The organism is Robbsia andropogonis, assembly GCF_034047095.1.
Taxonomy (GTDB): Bacteria; Pseudomonadota; Gammaproteobacteria; order Burkholderiales; family Burkholderiaceae; genus Robbsia; species Robbsia andropogonis.
In genome coordinates, this window is record NZ_CP139164.1 from 691,934 (window position 1) to 709,369 (window position 17,436).

The 17,436-nt window shown below is 59.9% G+C and carries 13 protein-coding genes and 1 pseudogene; 8 read left to right on the forward strand and 6 right to left on the reverse strand.

The window, feature by feature from the left end; genetic code table 11:
- The first annotated feature begins 27 nt into the window (after positions 1–27).
- Entirely contained in the window at positions 28–1,959 is a 1,932-nt protein-coding gene (locus tag SJQ66_RS02935) for a hypothetical protein (protein ID WP_157685079.1), read from the forward strand.
- A 167-nt stretch (positions 1,960–2,126) separates the two neighbouring features.
- On the forward strand, positions 2,127–2,531 hold the full coding sequence (locus SJQ66_RS02940; protein WP_046152501.1) for a hypothetical protein: 405 nt from the start codon (positions 2,127–2,129) through the stop codon (positions 2,529–2,531).
- A 105-nt stretch (positions 2,532–2,636) separates the two neighbouring features.
- Here the strand turns inward: SJQ66_RS02940 and SJQ66_RS02945 are convergent, their stop codons facing one another.
- The 3 genes from SJQ66_RS02945 to SJQ66_RS02955 are packed head-to-tail and all read right to left on the reverse strand — an operon-like array spanning position 2,637 to position 9,075.
- On the reverse strand, positions 2,637–4,382 hold the full coding sequence (locus SJQ66_RS02945) for a TolC family protein (protein ID WP_320533593.1): 1,746 nt from the start codon (positions 4,380–4,382) through the stop codon (positions 2,637–2,639).
- A complete protein-coding gene (locus tag SJQ66_RS02950) occupies positions 4,379–7,744 on the reverse strand; it encodes an efflux RND transporter permease subunit (protein WP_320533594.1) in 3,366 nt (1,121 codons plus the stop codon). Before SJQ66_RS02950 ends, SJQ66_RS02945 begins: the two co-directional genes overlap by 4 nt.
- Positions 7,741–9,075, reverse strand: a complete 1,335-nt coding sequence (locus SJQ66_RS02955; RefSeq protein ID WP_253464044.1) for an efflux RND transporter periplasmic adaptor subunit — start codon at positions 9,073–9,075, stop codon at positions 7,741–7,743. Before SJQ66_RS02955 ends, SJQ66_RS02950 begins: the two co-directional genes overlap by 4 nt.
- 113 nt (positions 9,076–9,188) lie before the next feature.
- Here SJQ66_RS02955 and SJQ66_RS02960 point away from each other — a divergent pair, with 113 nt between their 5' ends.
- Positions 9,189–9,869, forward strand: coding sequence for a TetR/AcrR family transcriptional regulator (locus SJQ66_RS02960; RefSeq protein ID WP_046152502.1), 681 nt, complete (start codon positions 9,189–9,191; stop codon positions 9,867–9,869).
- On the opposite strand, the gene SJQ66_RS02965 is transcribed toward SJQ66_RS02960, so the two are convergent.
- On the reverse strand, positions 9,828–10,565 hold the full coding sequence (locus SJQ66_RS02965; RefSeq protein ID WP_320533595.1) for an N-acetylmuramidase family protein: 738 nt from the start codon (positions 10,563–10,565) through the stop codon (positions 9,828–9,830). The two genes, SJQ66_RS02960 and SJQ66_RS02965, sit on opposite strands and share 42 nt — an antisense overlap.
- A 141-nt stretch (positions 10,566–10,706) precedes the next feature.
- Here SJQ66_RS02965 and SJQ66_RS02970 point away from each other — a divergent pair, with 141 nt between their 5' ends.
- Positions 10,707–12,026 carry an Nramp family divalent metal transporter gene (locus SJQ66_RS02970; protein ID WP_320533830.1) on the forward strand — a complete coding sequence of 440 codons (1,320 nt, stop codon included), beginning with the start codon at positions 10,707–10,709 and terminating at the stop codon, positions 12,024–12,026.
- A 3-nt stretch (positions 12,027–12,029) separates the two neighbouring features.
- Here SJQ66_RS02970 and SJQ66_RS02975 read toward each other — a convergent pair whose 3' ends face one another.
- Positions 12,030–12,530: an Lrp/AsnC family transcriptional regulator gene (locus SJQ66_RS02975; RefSeq protein ID WP_024904023.1), complete on the reverse strand. Its 501-nt coding sequence runs from the start codon at positions 12,528–12,530 to the stop codon at positions 12,030–12,032.
- Positions 12,531–12,729: 199 nt separating this feature from the next.
- Here SJQ66_RS02975 and SJQ66_RS02980 point away from each other — a divergent pair, with 199 nt between their 5' ends.
- On the forward strand, positions 12,730–13,746 hold the full coding sequence (locus SJQ66_RS02980) for a 1-aminocyclopropane-1-carboxylate deaminase (RefSeq protein WP_024904024.1): 1,017 nt from the start codon (positions 12,730–12,732) through the stop codon (positions 13,744–13,746).
- Positions 13,747–13,815: 69 nt separating this feature from the next.
- On the opposite strand, the gene SJQ66_RS02985 is transcribed toward SJQ66_RS02980, so the two are convergent.
- Complete coding sequence (locus SJQ66_RS02985) at positions 13,816–15,084, reverse strand: EAL and HDOD domain-containing protein (RefSeq protein WP_024904025.1); 1,269 nt, start codon at positions 15,082–15,084, stop codon at positions 13,816–13,818.
- Positions 15,085–15,441: 357 nt separating this feature from the next.
- Here SJQ66_RS02985 and SJQ66_RS02990 point away from each other — a divergent pair, with 357 nt between their 5' ends.
- From SJQ66_RS02990 to flhC, 3 genes and pseudogenes are all read left to right on the forward strand, one after another.
- The gene (locus SJQ66_RS02990; RefSeq protein ID WP_157685082.1) at positions 15,442–15,963 is read left to right on the forward strand and encodes a hypothetical protein; all 522 of its coding nucleotides are present in this window, start codon (positions 15,442–15,444) and stop codon (positions 15,961–15,963) included.
- 150 nt (positions 15,964–16,113) lie between these two features.
- Complete coding sequence (gene flhD / locus SJQ66_RS02995) at positions 16,114–16,434, forward strand: flagellar transcriptional regulator FlhD (protein ID WP_024904026.1); 321 nt, start codon at positions 16,114–16,116, stop codon at positions 16,432–16,434.
- Positions 16,435–16,456: 22 nt separating this feature from the next.
- Positions 16,457–16,993: pseudogene (flhC, locus tag SJQ66_RS03000) on the forward strand (flagellar transcriptional regulator FlhC); the annotation flags it as partial.
- Positions 16,994–17,436: the final 443 nt, after the last annotated feature.

Below are 17,436 nucleotides of genomic sequence, written 5' to 3' on the forward strand. Positions count from 1 at the left end.
GTGGTTTTACTGTCCTATGATGTTCCGTTGAGCGAGTTGTTTCCTGAAGACGCGACGCTCACCGGTCTGTCGGACGATGCATTGCTGGGACTGATGAAACGGTTGCCATGGGAGGCGAGAATGCTGCTGTCGTTGTGCGACAAGCGGCTGAATCGATTGCATATCTCGTGCGTCGTGCATCGAATCAAGGACGCAACCGAGGAGATCGACGCTGTTGGTGCATTGTGCAATATCCAGAAATTGCCTGATAGGTGCCATCCGGCGTTACTACGACAACTTGCCGCGAGGATGGTCGTTATCAAGGGAAGTAATAGTGAAGTGGTGTGGCGGATGTGGCAAGAGTCTATCAAGCAATCCTGGGAATGGCTCCGACGTCAGTCCCCCGACGTCATGAATGCGATGATGGTTGATTGGTTGCTTGCCGACTACCACGCGACCATGCCGCGAGACCATATCAGGTCGTATGCAACCGTGCATGCAGTCTTACGGCAACTGACGCCTTTGCCGCTTGCCCAATGGCCGCCGGTGCTTGAGGTGTTGCTGGAGGCGGGAGGCCATGATCAACTGATTTCCAAGTATGTGCTCGATTTCACCCGACGTTTTTGCGGCGAGCTACCGAAAGTGTCGGATCTGCTGGCTTCCGAGATTGGAAGCATGTTGCTGTTTCGGCTGCGGGGATGTCATATCGCGAAAAGGCTGACGGTGTGCTTTGGCGTCAGCCGTGCGCAGCACGCGAGAATTGCGGACCGAATAGCGTACAGGATCGCGAAGCGTGTTGTCGATGGCGTGTCCCAACGGGGCAGGGCGTTGTCATTGGAAGACCATTGCCGTCAATGGGATGAACGTGCGGAAAGTTCGGTCTGGCATGACGCCGAACTGCACCTGCTGGCAATGATCGGGCCTGATCTTCGGCTGGACGGTTCGTGGCGGGTTCTTTTAAAAAAGACCGGTGCGATGAGCGAGCGTGTTTCTCATGCTGCCCGGTCCTATATCTTGGCAATGGAAATGGACACGGTGCAGGCATTGCCGAGTCAGACAACGGTCGACCTTTTTCTGGTGCTGCATGATTTCGTCGCGGAGATACAAGATGGCCGGGAATGGTATAGATCTTTCGGCATGGTCAATGGCATGCAGTGGGAGGCGCAACCCGCACTGATGCACCGTTTGGCGTGCCGCCTCGAAGGCGCAAAACATCTTGCCTGGTTCGATGAACAAATACGTACTGTCATTTTGGAACAGGCGACATTCTGGGCAATTAATATCGTGCCGCGATGCGTGGAAACGGGAAGATCCGCGCTTGCGGGACGGGCATTCACGGCGCTGCTCCAAATGTGGGCGACGCTCGGCCACGCCGATGCCGTGGGCATGCGGGACGTGTTTTACGAGTCATTCGTCTGCATGCAGACCTTGCTTCCGCCGTCCGATTGGGGGGCGGCGCTGAATACTCTGGGTGCTTATGACCCACAGCGTAACCAAGCGCTCTACGGATTATTTGATCCGGACGCGCTGCGTTCCGTCCTGAAAACCTATCTTTGTGACGAGGGCTCCAGTTTCATCGCGCCCTCCATGCATTTTTCGAGATGGATTTGCAGAGAGGTGGCAGCGTATTGGGAGGAGCTTCCCGACGGCCGCACACCGTCCGAGCGGTGGGTCGCGTTTTGCAAACGTTTTGGCTTATCGCGAGAGATGCAGTCCGTGCTTCGGGATAATGTCTTGCAACATTATGCGGCAACGCTGTTGGCGTCGTCGATACCGATTGATGAATTGCTGTCGCGTATCGGGTTCAATGACCCGCGAGGACGGCATGATTTCGAGGCGGCGGTGTGGAAGATCCAGGAGACACTGTCGGCTGATGTCTTGCTGGAGCAGCGTCGTGATGTCTTTGGTGTGACGAACAGCTTGCGCAATCGGATGATGCAGTCATACGGCAGCAATCTCATCTCTCCGCGACATCGATAACGCGCGCAATCCAGGCAGTACTGGAACCTTATTCCCGCATCCGCGACACAGGGGAAGTGAGCCCTCGCGAAGCGTACCGACGATCGCATGCGGCGATGTTTGGAAAAGAGATATCCATAATGCCGTCGAATCGAATCAACCCCCGGCTCCGTCTAGTGCATGATGCAATGGCATTGGCAATCCCGAAAGGGGATATCGGGTCGCCCGATTGCCCGTCGTTAGACGTTGCCCTGTCGCTTGCAGACGAGTGGGAAGCCGTCCGCGAGCGGATGGTCGCGATGCCGGGCGTCGCGGGCCCCGCACTCGCTTACGGACCCATGCCACGTTTTGATGGTGCCTCGGCGCCTGCGCAGGTGTGGGCCGCGATCGACGAATTGAACCGTTGGTGCCGTCACGAAGTGGCGCGGCTCGCCGCATTGCGGCAACAGCAAACGGCGATGCAGGTGATCGCCACGGCGTTGGACGCCGTGACGGTGATGAACGCGGTTGCGCCTGACGTGGCCATCGAGGTTTGCGCCGGACTGTTCGACCTGGCCGAAAGCACCTGGATGAACGAACACGTAAGTGCTTAGTCGCTTACGCCAACATGTGCATTGCGTTCCGACGTTACGCGGCCTTGGATGCCAATTGCTTCATGCTTTCGCAGACGTGCCATGCTGCGTCTGATGGTGAAAATGTCACGCGGCCGGTACCGTGGCGCCGATCGCTTCGTACAGTTTGATCAAGTCTTGCCATTGCGTGGCACGTGCGTCGATCAAATCGCGCTCCGCGGACAAGGCCTGTTGTTCCGCGGCTCGCACGGTCGTCGTCGGCACCGCCCCGAGGCGTGCCTTTTCTCGTTGGCGGTCCGTACTGCGCTCCGCGGACGCCGTACGCTTCTCCAATGCATCGATACGCGTGCGATCCGCGTCCAACGCTGACAATGCATCGGCGACCTGCTGGAAGGCCTGCAAGACCGTTTGCCGATACTGCGCCTTGCTTGCCTCGAATGTCTGCTGCGCCCCGCGCACTTGTTCCCGCAAGGCGCCGCCGTGGAACAGAGGCGCGCTCAGTTGCGCTGCCGCCGACCAGATCCACGCGGGTCCGGACAACAAATCAGGTTGGAGAAAGCCGCCACGGCCCAGCCGTGCGGTCAGTTTCAACTGCGGCAACATCGCCGCGCGCGCAACCCCTACCGCCATCGCGCTACCTTGCAACGCTGCCGTGGCGGCGCGAATGTCCGGCCTTTGCGCCAATAGTTCCGATGGCACGACAGTCGGAATCGGGATGCCGGCACCGTTTGCCCCATGTGGCCCCGCGTTTGCCGCATTCGTGCCCGTGCTGTCCAGGGCGGTCCGATTCATGGGCGCGCCGCCCGGGGCGAGTGTGCCGTCTCCATTGCTTCCCGGATCGCGGTGTGTATTGAACGGCAGCGGCTGGGGCGCCGCGTCCGGTGTGCGTCCGAGCAGTGCTGCCAAGGCGTGGCGAGCGGTTGCGCGTTGTGTCTCCACCGCCGCCACCGCTGCATGTGCCGAGTCGGCCTGCATCCGTGCCGACAGCACCGCATCGTCATTGACAGCGCCGAGTGCCGCACGGCGCAGCGTGGTTTCCAAGTCGGCGTCGGACAGCGCGGCGGTGCGGACGGCGTTTTGCCATTGGGCTTGGAGCGCGGAGAGCGTGATCGTCGTCGTGGCGACGCGAGAGGCCAACGCCAGGCGTGCCGCGTCGCGCTGCGCGGCTTCCGTGTCGATCTGTTTACGTCGTGTTTCATTGTCCAGGCGTGTGGCGCCGAAGAGATCGACGTCATAGGATGCGCTGACGAATGTCGACCAATCGTCGTAGAACGCTGTCCCGGATTTCTGCAGGGTCCCGTCGGGCCCAATGGTCGGAATGCCAGGCCCACGCGTGCGCGATGCGTCGGCGCCGAGATCGACCGACGGCAACGTCGCATTACCGATGGCTGCCTGCAATACGTGACGGGCGGCCGCGAGCTGTTTCTCTGTCCCGTCCAAGCCGGGATTTCGCGCCAATGCTTCGTCGACGGTTGCTGCCAATGCAGGCTGCCCGAGACGATGCCACCAGGGTGCCGTCTTCGTTGCGGCAGTGCTATCGGCGGGCATCGACGCGGCGGGCGCGATAACGGGTACCGCGGGTACAACGACATCAGGTGCGCGGAAGACCCCCTGATCGTCACGCACGGTGACCTGGGGCGGCGTGGCATCGGGGACCAGATGTGTACAGCCGTCCAGCAGCGCGCACGCGAATAGCGCGCAAGCAAGGTACGTGGCGTGTGGCTGCCGTGGTGGCGTCGGCGCATCGTCGCGGTGAATGGGATGGCTTTGCCGCTGGCGTGCGAACAGGCCGGGGCGAGGCGCGCTTGTAGAATCCGTGCGGTGGTCGGCTGCATGGCGTGCACCGGGGCGTGGCAGTAGCGTGCGTTTCATGCGTCCGCTCCTTTTACGGGAAGTCCATCATCGGATGGATGCGATCTGGGCGCGGTCCCGGCCCGTGATGCGTTGCCTCCGTTTCCATCGTCATCAGGCAGATTACGCCTGGCCTCGTTCGTTTCGTCCGGTTTGACGCGGAACCATGCTGCATACAAGGCAGGAACAAAGCACACGGTCAGCAAGGTGGCGACCGTGATGCCGCCCATCAGGGCCGTGGCCATCGGGCTGAAAAAGCTATTACGCAATAACGGAATGAGGGCCAGCACAGCGGCGGCGGCGGTCAGTACGATGGGACGGAATCGGCGCACGGTGGCATCGACGATGGCATCCAGGCGCGGATGGCCTGCGCGAATATCCGTTTCGATCTGGTCCACCAGGATGACCGAATTGCGCATGATGATGCCGAACATGGCAATCACGCCGAGCATGGCGACGAAGCCGAAAGGCTGATGGAACAGTAGCAAGGCGGCGACCACGCCGATCAGGCCGAGCGGCGCGGTCAAGATAACGAGGAGGGTGCGGGAGAAACTTTGTAGCTGCATCATCAGCAACACCAGCACGACAAGGCCGAACAGCGGCAATTGGACAAAGATCGAGCCCTGCGCCTTCGCGTTCTCCTCGATCGGTCCCCCTGCCTTCACCATATATCCGACGGGAAGCGCCGCGCGAATCGGTGCCAATTCCTTGTCCAGTACGGCCATCACGTTCAGACCTGAAGCGCCATCGACCACATCGGCTTGCACGGTAATGACCGGTTGCCGGTCGCGCGTCCAGATCACGCTGTAGTCCAGGCCCGGCACGAAGCGCCCGAGCGCGTTGAGCGGTACCGGGCCCTGTGGCGTCGGCATCGACAATTGCATCAGGCGTGCCGGGTCACGTCGCTCATCGCGTGGACCGCGCAAGACGATCGGTACCAGACGGTCATCCTCGCGCCATTGCGTGACAGGATAGCCGTCCACGGTCATTGCAAGGAACTGCGCGATGTCCTGCGAGCTGACGCCTACGGCGCGTGCCTTTGCCTGGTCCACATCAAAGGTAAGGGCGCGTCTGCCGGGTTCGTCCCAGTCCAATTGAATGTCTCGCACCCGTGCATCGGTGCCGATGCGTGCGGCCACCTGGTCGGCGATCTGTCGGACCGTAGTGATGTTGTCGCCGCTGATACGGAACTGAACCGGATAACCGGTGGGCGGCCCGGTTTCCAGGCGCGTGAGGCGGGTACGCAAGAAGCCGAAGCTGTCGCGCAGGATGGGACGCAGCGCCTCGGCCAATGCCTCGCGGTCTTCCGCGGACTTTGCGGTAACCAGGAACTGCGCAAAATTGGGTTGCGCCAGTTGTTGGTCAAGCGAGAGGAAAAAGCGCGGCGCGCCGCTGCCGACAAAAGCCGTGCTGTTGGTGATGTGCTGGGCGAGCGCGGGCCGGTCGCGCAATATGGTTTCCAGGCGCTTCACCTGCGTCAGCGTGGCGTCGTATGACGCATTGTCGGGCAATCGCAGATCGATCAGCAATTCAGGGCGATTGGAGCTCGGGAAGAATTGCTGTGATACCAGGCTGAAACCTGCCAGCGCCAATACAAACGCAATGCCCGTGCCTAGCAGCACGCGCCCGCGCCGTGTGATGCACCAGCCGATCAAATGACGCAGGCGATGATAAAAGCGGGAGTCGTAAGCGCCGTCATGGTCCGCCGCGGACGGTGCCTGCGTGTCCGGGTTCGACGACACATCCCGCGGCGTATTCGCTTTCGCTTTCTTGCGGAGCAGGTGGTATCCGAGCAGGGGTACGACGATGACGGCGGATAACCAGGACAGCAACAACGCCAACGCCGACACCTCGAAGATGGATCGCGTGTATTCGCCGGTCCCCGAGCGCGCGAGTGCAATGGGCAGGAAGCCTGCAACCGTCACGAGCGTACCGGTCAGCATCGGAAAGGCGGTGCTGGTGTAGGCAAAGGCCGCAGCCTTGCCGCGCTCCCATCCTTGCGCCAATTTCACGGACATCATTTCGACGGCGATGATCGCATCGTCGACGAGCAAGCCCAATGCCAGGATCAGTGTGCCGAGTGACACTTTGTGCAGGCCGATGCCGAAAACCGACATACCGAGTGCCGTCGCGGCCAGCACCAGCGGAATCGAGATGACGACCACCATGCCGGTGCGCCATCCCAACGACACCAGGCTGACCAGGAGAACGATAATCACGGCTTCCGCGACCGAATGGATAAATTCGGAAACCGAGCTGGACACGGCGTGCGGCATGCTGGTAACGGGCAGCAGCGACAAGCCCGCGGGCAGGGTGGGTTGTAACGCGGCAACTTTCGCGTCGAGTGCCTGGCCGATTGCGATCACGTCTCCATCATGAACCATCGTGACGCCGATTCCCAGCACCGGTTTGCCGCCGAAGCGCATGGTTTCCGACGGCGGGTCGGCATACCCGCGCCGGATGGTGGCGATATCGCCTAGCCGGAATGTCGCGCCTGCGGCCGTCCCACTTGCGCCACCCTGTGTCGCGGTGGTGTTGGCCGCAGGCGCGCGCAGCAGCACGTTACCCAGCGCGGCGCGGGCGGTGGCATCGGGGTCGTACGGTTGTTGGCGAACGTCGCCCGAGGCGGTGGCGGGCGTCGCGGCCGGCGCATAGGGGCCGAACTGCCCTGATGGCCGTACCGTGATGCGATCCTCGGACGTATCGATGGTGCCCGCCGCACTGACCGCATTCTGTGCGCGGATCGCCGCGGCAATATCGTTTGGCGCGATACCGAGTTGGGCGAGTCGGGCGTTGTCGATTTCGATATCGATTTCCGGACGCTGGTCGCCAAAATAATCGACCTTTGCCACGCCTGGCACTTTCAATAACTGGAAGCGAAGCGCGTCCGCATAAGCACGTAATTCGTCTGGTGAGAAACCGTCTCCCTGCAACGCGTAGACGTTGGTGTAGACATCACCGAATTCGTCGTTGAAATACGGTCCTTGCACGCCTTGCGGTAGCGTATAGGACATATCCCCCACTTTTTTACGCACCTGATACCACGTGTCCTGCACGCTGCTGCTCGGGGCACTGTCGAGGATCGTAAAAAACAACGTGGATTCGCCGGGACGCGAATAAGCACGCAGGAAATCGACATCGGGCGTCTGCTGTAACGTCCGTGCGATCTTATCGGTTACCAACGATTGAACCTGCTCGGCGCTGGCGCCTGGCCACATCGTTCGTACGACCATGGTCTTGAAGGTGTAGGGTGGATCCTCGGACTGGGATAGCCGCGAATAGGACAACACCCCGAACACCGTGACGAGGACGAGCGCGAAAATGACAAACGACTGATGCCGTAATGTCCACGCGGAGAGGTTGCCACGATCAGACGTACTCATTGCGACGCGCCCTCGCTGGCCGACTTCGCCGTCACCGCCGGCTTTGACAGGATCGCGCGTCCGTCGTCCAGATGGGGCGTTACTTTCACGCCCGCCGACAGGACGTTGACGCCGCGCGCCACCACTTGTTCACCGGCACGAAGTCCCCCTCGCAACGTTACCTCGTTCGCCCCGTACCGCGCGACTTCCACGGGTCGCAATGCCACCGCGTGCGTATTGGGGTCCACGACCCAGACAGCCGGCGACTGCTGTACGTGGAACAGCGCCGTGGCGGGAACGATCACACCTGTCGCTTCGCCATGCGGGATTGTACCGGCCTGTGCACGCGCGTTTTCGTCCATGCTTGCCTTCGCGCGCGCGGCGCCGTCAAGCAGAACGGTGCCACTCATGCCCAGCAGGACCGCCGGGTCCTCGCGATCGAAAGCGAGCTTGACCGCGTATGTGCGACTACGTGGATTGGCCGCGGCAGCGACTTCACGGACGTGGACCGGAAATCGCCGCTCGGGCAGAGCATTCAATACGACACTCGCCGGCATGCCGACCTGCAACGATGCCACTGTCGTATCGGCAACCTGGGCGATGAAATCACGCGGACCGTCAATGGCCATGGTGTAGACGACCTGTCCGGCCGAAACGGTCTGCCCGGGCTCCGCGCGGACATCGGTGATGACACCGGCCCGTTCCGCGATGATCTGCTGATAGCGCAATTGATTTCGCGCTGCCGTCGCTTGTTGTTGCGCGCGTGCGTTGTCCGCCATGGCTGACAGATATTGCTGCTCACTCCGTTCGCGCTCGGCGGGGGCAATCAGCCCCGCATCCGCCTGTTTCTGGTCACGATTGCGCTGGATCGTGGCGATCCGCAGATTGTCGGCCGCGGTACGGGCCGCCGTGTCAGTGGCCTTCGCCTGGGCTTGCGCGTCCGCGGCATCGAGTCGCGCGAGCACCGCACCCTGTGCGACCCGGTCGCCGGCCTGGAAGGGGCGCGCGACCATCAGGCCACTCACCCGAAACGATAACGCGGTGTCGATCTGCGCCGCCACCTCGCCTGAAAATCTCCCGCCGGTGGCACCCTGCGTGCCGCTCGCCGTCGTCGCGGCGCTGCCAACGGCGATCGCCGTAATCACCGTGCGTGGGCTTGTCTCCCGCGGTGGGGTTTTGTCGCAAGCCGTCATGCCCGCTACTGCCAGGAAAGCCATGGTCCAAGGTAAGACGCTTCGGAGCCGCCGCCTCGCCGAAAGGTCGCCCCGATTGCTATCCGCCAACGCGACCCACCAGCGTGCGTCCCGGCGAACGTGCGGGTAATTCCGCGAGTTTTCATGGATAAGCGGCACGTCGGTCTCCAGGTCGGGTATCGGCAGTTTTCGATAGTAATACACATTATATTCAGATACAATATGAATCTGAATATAATGTATCTTTTATTTTTTCACGCTACTATCTCGCGATGAATAAAAAACCGAATCCGCGACTCAGTCGGGAAGCCAGCCGCGCCCTGACGCGTGAACGCCTTTTGGACGCCGCGGCTGTGCTGGTCGAGCGCCAGGGGTTGGCATCGGCATCGGTGGAAGACGTCGTCGCGGAGGCGGGGTTCAGTCGCGGGGCGTTTTATTCGAATTTCGACGACAAGGCGGCGCTGCTACTCGCGTTATTGAGGCGGGAACAGCAACGGCTGATAGACGAACTGGCGCAGGTCTTCAGTGGGGATTTGCCACCACTGGATCTGGAGCAGGCCGTTCTGGCGTATTACCAAAACCTGCGCTGCAATCGCATTTGCTTTTTGGGATGGATGGAGGCCAAACTAATGGCCATCCGGGATCCGTCTTTCCGCGAAACGTTGCGCGAATTGATGGCGGAAGGCTATGCGGTGATTGCCGACTTTGTCGAGGCGTATCGCGAGCGCGTAGGGGGCAGTGCGGTAAATAACGAAAAGGGGGGGGCGGAGATATCCTCTACGGCCCGAGCGCTGATCGTACTGCCGGCCGAGCAATTGGCCATTGGCCTGATCGCCATGTGCGATGGCATGAATCTGACCCATCTGGCCGACCCTGAGACCGTCACCGAGCCTATGATGGCCGCTGTGCTGTCACACTATTTTGAATCCCTGCTGGGGCGCGCCGCCGGATGAAAGAGACTCGGTTGTCGCCTTGAATTGCTGATAGGCATGTGCCAGCTTTTCATCGTAACGGTTTTTTCGATATGCCGGCCCGTTGTAGGCGAAGGCGAACGTCGACCAATTTTGCGCACGCAGTGCCGGCAGCAGGCGAGGGTCTAGACGGAGAAAGCGCGCCAACGCATCGAAATGCGCCGCCTCGTCGCGGTACATCGCATCGACGAATGTATCGATGCTGTCATAGCCCAACGCGCGCCAATGAAATCCCATGATCTGGAATGCCCCCCAACTCGCGGATTCACGCGCCGCGGCGCGATGAATGTTTTCTGCACGGGCGAGTCGCGCGTGCTGGCTCGCGGCGCTGCCGTATTCACCTGGTGCGCGCGACACCAGGCCGGGTTCTCGTGCGGCATGGATCTGTGGATCGGTGCCGTATGCCACCAGTCGTCGCCAAAAGATATGTCGCTCGAAAAGAATCGTGGGGCGCCCGTCCGCCTGGAATGACGCGCGGGCGGATTCCACGGACCAGACTGCGTGAAGCGCGGCCGCGTCCACTTGCAATGCCGCGCTGAGTAAGTCAATCGTCGTCTGGCCGACACCGTTGCGGGATTCAGATGTGGTTGAAGTTGTCATTGCGCAGAGGAGTAGAACGCCACGCCGTTGTGGCGCGATCGTCGGGTTGTCGTTGTCGAAGAGAGACCGTAACCCCACGCGTGATCGTGCAATATAAGACAATGCGAAATCGTCGATTGACTGGCTATTCGGTATAAGGTTGGTACCCGGCGGCAATGTCATTGACGCGACACCGCCATCTCATAAACGAACGTCTTTTTCCAATTGGCTATTTTCAAACTGCCCATCAAGTTTCCGACGACGGCAACGGCGCCGTTTTGTCCCTCGGAAGTACGCGGCAGCGTATCTATATCAGCGGATGCACCGTTCTGGTCACGCTTGGCGAAATTCGTCGGTCCAGGGTTACTCGTGTCTATCGGGTATATGGACCCGGGAAACTGGGCGACCGATATCGAGGCGGGGTCGAAATACGGATATCGCCTGCTGTTTGTCGTTGTCCTCTCCAGTGTGGCGGCGATGGTGCTGCAGTGTCTGGCGATGCGCCTCGGCGTGGCCACCGGCAGGGACCTCGCCCAATTGTCTCGTGACCGCTACAGCCCTGCGCTTGCGAAGGGGCAATGGTTGCTCGCGGAGATCGCGATCATCGCGTGCGACCTGGCAGAGGTGCTTGGCGGTGCTTTGGCGTTTCACTTGCTGCTTGGTGTGCCATTGGCGTGGGGCATCGCACTGACGGCACTCGATACGTTCATCGTCCTGGGGTTAAAGGGAAAGAACTTCCGGCAGTTGGAAGCGATCATGCTAGGACTGATCGCGACCATTAGCATTGGCTATGTGGTCGAATTGATCCTGGTCAAGCCGCATTGGCCGTCCGTCGCAGCGGGCCTCGTGCCGTCATGGCACACGTTGTCGTCGCGCGAGCCGGTCTATCTGGCAATCGGGATACTCGGGGCGACCGTGATGCCGCACAACCTTTACTTACATTCCTCGATCGTGCAAACGCGTGTTGCCGGGAACACGCTGCCTCGGAAGCGGGACGCGATCCGCTTGCTCCGCATGGACACCATCGGCTCCTTGATATTGGCGATGTTAATCAACGCCGCAATCCTGATCCTCGCAGGTGCGGCGTTCCACGCGACGGGACATCAGACCGTGACAGAGATCGAGGATGCTTACAAACTACTGGCACCCATCGTTGGAACGGGACTTGCCGCCACGTTGTTCGCGCTAACGTTGCTGGCGTCCGGGCAAAGCGCGACGTTCACGGGCACCGTAGCGGGGCAAGTCGTGATGGAAGGTTTCCTGCATCTGAAAATTCCGTGCTGGCAGCGTCGGCTGATCACACGGGGTCTGGCACTCATCCCCGCTTTCATCGGCGTTGCATGGGTGGGTGAGCATGCGGTGGGCATGTTGCTGGTTGCAAGTCAGGTCGTGCTGAGTTTGCAATTGCCTTTCGTGTTGTGGCCGCTAATCCGGATGACCAATGACCGGAGCGTGATGGGTCCGCTGGCCAACAGCTGGCTGACAAGGCACGTTGCGTGGGGCTTGTTCGCCGCCATTACGCTGGCGAACATCTGGCTCGTGGTGCAGACCTTCAGCTGACCATCAGATCGGAAACGCGGTGGTCGACAATATTTCGCGTAGCACCATGAACGAGCGTATTTGACGGACGCCTGGCAGATACAACAACTGGTCCGCATGGAGTTTGTTGAAGCTGTCGTTATCGCGTGTACGCACCAGCATGAAGTAGTCGAACTCCCCGGTTACCACATGGCATTCCATGCACCCCGGTACTTTACGGGCGGCTTTCTCAAACGCCATGAACGATTCGGGTGTTGATCGGTCGAGCAACACACCGATGAGCACCATCGTCCCGGCATCCACTTTCTTGGCATCCAGCAGCGCCACGGTGGCGCGAATCAAACCAGCCTCTTTCAATCTTTCCACGCGCCGCAAGCATGCGGGCGCACTGAGATTGACCCTGGCCGCGAGCGCGACATTCGATATCGAAGCATCCGTCTGTAATTGCTTCAGGATCTGGCGATCAACGCGATCCATGGATTCGGCAGAGAGGGGCGCATCAAGCTTGTCTGTGGATTTTTTCATTGCGTGAAAGCACGAAATAACAAAATTTAGAAAAAAAATATAGCGATATTATGCAGATAAATTAATGAAAGCTTCATTTCTTCGCAAGCAAATTTCTCGGCATTTTCGGTAGGATTTCCTCTGTGCCACACCGTGGCAACGCACCCGCTTTTGACGTATGCGCACCAGCACGATGCGATCATCCATAGAGGACTTTCCAATGAACCTGAAGCGCTTCCCAAAATATTCCCTGACGTTTGGTCCCACGCCCATCCATCCGCTGAAGCGACTGAGTGCGCACCTGGGAGGGAAAGTCGCGCTTTATGCGAAGCGGGAAGACTGCAACAGTGGACTTGCCTTCGGAGGGAACAAGACGCGCAAGCTCGAGTACTTGATTCCCGAGGCATTGGCGCAGGGATGCGACACATTGGTGTCCATCGGTGGCATTCAGTCCAACCAGACGCGTCAAGTCGCAGCGGTGGCGGCACACCTCGGGATGAAGTGCGTATTGGTGCAAGAGAACTGGGTGAATTACTCGGACGCGGTGTATGACCGTGTCGGCAATATCCAGATGTCACGCATCATGGGCGCTGATGTGAGGCTGGTCGCCGACGGCTTTGATATCGGGATACGAAAGAGTTGGGAAGACGCGATGCAAAGCGTACGTGAGGAGGGCGGCAAGCCGTTCCCCATCCCAGCGGGCTGTTCCGAACATCCCTTGGGTGGCCTTGGTTTTGTCGGATTTGCTGAAGAAGTTCGGCAGCAGGAAGCCGAGCTGGGCTTCAAATTCGACTATATCGTGGTGTGCGCGGTCACCGGCAGCACGCAGGCCGGGATGGTGGTGGGTTTCGCTGACGACGGCCGCGCCCGGCGTGTCATCGGCATCGATGCCTCGGCGAAGCCGGAAAGGACGCATGAACAGATTCTCCGGATCGCGAAAAACACCGCGGCGCTGGTGGATCTCGATCAAGACATCACGGCAGACGATGTCGTTCTGGATACGCGCTTCGGCGGACCGGAATACGGGCTTCCCAATGAAGGGACGTTGGAGGCCATCCGTCTCTGCGCAAAGCTGGAGGGCATGTTGACCGATCCTGTCTATGAGGGCAAGTCGATGGACGGCATGATCCAGATGGTGCGCAACGGCGAATTTCCAGAAGGATCGAAGGTGCTCTACGCCCATCTGGGTGGTGTGCCGGCGCTGAACGGATACAGTTTCCTGTTCCGCAACGGCTGAGTGCCATCGCGTTCCGATGGCCTGTTCAGGCAGGTTGGATGTCCGTCACCTACCCCGCCGCGCATCCGTTCACACGCTCAGCGAATACTGTGTGATCCATCGTAGCGCCGCCAGGCTGATACGGCCGGCATCTTCAGGCTCCATGCCTGGCATGCGCTCGCAGGCGGCTTCGATACCTTCGGCCTCGCTGCGTTCCACCGCTTCCGCGCAGGCGAGCAACGCGCCCAGCTTACCTTGCCGTTCCGGTCCGATCGCGGCGGCGATGACCGGCGGGATACGCAACTCACGCATCACATCGATATTCGCCGAACCGAACATCGATTCGGCCATCGAGAACACGCCCGTCATGAATGCCTGATCCGCAAAGTCGTCCTCGCCCGGGTACAGAAATTCGGTTGTCAATTCCATGAAGCGGGCGCGCATGCCGATCATCTGGATCAACGGATCGGTACGGATCGGGTTGTCGTCGCTATTTGCATACAGCAACAGCTGTGTCCAACGCGAGATCTGGCGAATGCCCACGGCAAGCGTGGCTTCGCGCAGCGACGTGACCGGCCGTGCAAGACTGTATGCACCGCTGTTGGCAAAGCGCAGCAATTGCACGATCAGTTTTGGAATGCGCTTGATCTCGGATTCGATCTGCTGCACGCCAGCATCGCGTCCCAGAAGCCCGAGCAGGTTCAACAGCGGTACACGGTCCGTCAACAGTCGGCGCGACGACAAGACTTCCGGGCGCGAGAAAAAATAGCCCTGGAAGAGGTCGAACCCCAGCGACCGCGCGAGGTTATACGCCTCCAATGTCTCGACTTTTTCCGCTAACGCGATGCAGCCGGCGCGCTTGACCATCGCAAGGACCTTGGGCAGGTCCGTCTTCGAGCACCGGAAAAAATCGATCTTTGCAACATCCACGTGCTGCAGATACGCCAGCGCCTCGACGCTGTTGATGGAAACGTCGTCGAACGCGAGACGGAATCCAAGAGACCGCAATTCCTTGCAGCGTGCCAGCAGCGCTTCGTCCAATTCGACGGATTCAAGGATTTCCAGCACGAACAATCGCGGTGGCAGTACCGACAGCAGATCGCTGAAAAGGATGTCGCGGTTGACGTTGATATAGCCAATGTCAGCGCCAAGAACGGTACCCATGCCAAATTCGCCGAGCATCGTCGCAATCACATGCGATGTTGCCTCAGTGTCGTCGGCAACCAATGCGGCATTGCGCGAGCTGCTGCGGTACAGCAGCTCATAGCCTACCAGCGACCCATTCCGGTCGATGATTGGCTGACGGCCAAGGTAGACGTTCGCCGCGTCTCCGGCACGGGCCGGATCGATGTTCGTCATTTTGGGTTCTCGCATGCGATTCTTTTCAATGCGGCCAGGAACGCTTGCGGTTCTTTCGCCCACTACTACTGTTTCTGCCAGGGTGCTGCCATGCAAGCGCGTTCGCATGGGTAGCGTGCGCTCAAGTACGGGCGTCACGAGCACTGCGCGGACTGCTGGCGGAAATGGTTATTCCGCGCGGCCCGTAATCGTGACACACATTACCCGATCAGCGCATCCACCTCCGCTTTTACGCGTGGCGGATGTCGCTTCGCGGCGTCAGGCGGTGGCCCGACACGCAGCGCTTTTCACGCTGTGTGAACATTGCCTGCCCAGACGTCGCGAGACGCGAAACTGGTAGATCGAAATATCTCCTCGATGCCCACCCCCGGTGCGGGGCGCCTTTCGGCGAAACGCAGTTTCCGCAACGTCCAGCCCCATACTGGCGCACGTTGCGAACTTCGCGGATGTGTTCTCCAAGCTGTGCTGTTTATCGGCCGCGACACGGCAATTCTGAAGGGCAGTCGCTCAGGTCTCGGCAAATTCTCGTTTTTCGGTAACTTTGACCTTTTGTGCGCGCCTGAGTATGCTGCGACCGTCTGTCGCACGATCATTCAAACGACCGTATTACGGGGCTTCCAGCGCGATGTCGTGAAAAAACAGCGACAAACGTGGCGAATTTGCTACTGCGTTAGAAAATATTTCAGCACGTTTTACCGTATTTTGCGTTATGTCGAAAAAATTTCTGAAATTGCCCCTAAAGTCTCGCGCAACCAGGCCGTTAGTCCGGACTGTCAGGAACCCGTAAATACAAGGGTTCGCGTGGTTTTACCGGGCAAGTCCAAGGGAAATGTAGGAAAAGTTCTTACAGCGTGTGAGAAAAACGCTGTACTCAGATAGGCATCTTCTTCCGATATGCGCCGCTCGTGCGGTTGGCCACAATGGCTTCACTGCAGCACGAGACGCAAACAAGGCGATGTCCGGAATCCGGCTGACCCGAGCGACAGTGCGCTGAAGACGGTCAACCTCTTCTCCATCTGGGGACAGAACATGAGTAACGGCAATTCCACACTAGATGAACTCAGGGAAGTCAATCTGTCGTACTTGATGCTCTGCCAGCGTTTGCTGCGCGACGACAAGGCGATGGGCATGTTCCGCCTGGGGGTTTCCGAGCAGATCGCCGATGTGCTGGTCAGCTTGACGCTGTCGCAGACGGTCCGTCTCGCTTCGTCCAGCCAACTGCTTTGCCGCTTCCGTTTCGACGATCACGCACTGCTGTCATCGCTGACGCACACGACCAAAAGCGTAGACTCCGCTTCGTCGCATACCGCTATTCTGCTTGCAGGACAGCCTGCTGAGCAGCTCGGCTAACAAACTTTTACATTTGACAGCCATGGCCAGCCGCAGTGTCGTCCTCGAAGCGCGCGAAATCACGTTGGCGATCGAACTGATCGAACTGGGTGCGCGACTGCAGGTGCTTGAAGCGGAAGTAGGTTTGAGCCGCGAGCGCCTGATCAAGCTCTACAAGGAAGTGCGCGGCGTGTCGCCGCCGAAGGGAATGCTGCCATTCTCGACCGACTGGTTCATGACGTGGCAGCCGAACATCCATTCGTCAATGTTCTACAACACGTATCGCTTCATGGTGGACGAAGCCGGTTGCGAGCCTATCCAGGCCACCATCCGTGCCTACCGCCTGTACCTGGAGCACGTCGCGCTGCATGGCGGTGAAGCGGTGCTGGGATTGACCCGGGCATGGACGCTGTTGCGTTTCTTCGATAGCGGGATGCTTCAATCGGCGCCGTGCTCGCGCTGCGGCGGGAAATTCGTCGTGCATGCACATGATCCTAAGCACGGCATGGTGTGTGGCCTCTGCCAGCCGCCATCACGTGCCGGAAAGACACGTGCTGGGCGGATTGCCGCCGATGAAGCGATGGCCGAGGACGCGATGGCGGAACACGTGTTGACGACCGATGCATTGGAAGCGCTTGCCGACAGCGACGCTACCACGCTTGAGGCGTTGGTCGAGCAAAATGCCGTGATCGCTGCGTTGTTGCCGCACGATGCGCTCGGCGATGCCCTGGCGACGCCGGACACGGCGAAGCCTACCGGCGTCGCCAGGCGTGACGGTTTGGAGCAGGTCGCGAAGGTGGCGAAGGCCACTCGTGCCCAATCGCGACGCGCGATGGATGCCAGCGTGGACGCCGCAATGCGTGCGGTGATCAACGCCGATGTCACGATGCCGGTGGATGCGGTGACCATGGCCGACCTCGCGGAGGATGCGGTAACACAAACCGCGCAAGTCCTGTCGCCGCTCTAGGCATGAAACACCCTTCAGAAATTCCCCTTAACAGCCGTAACACCCTGCTAGACTCG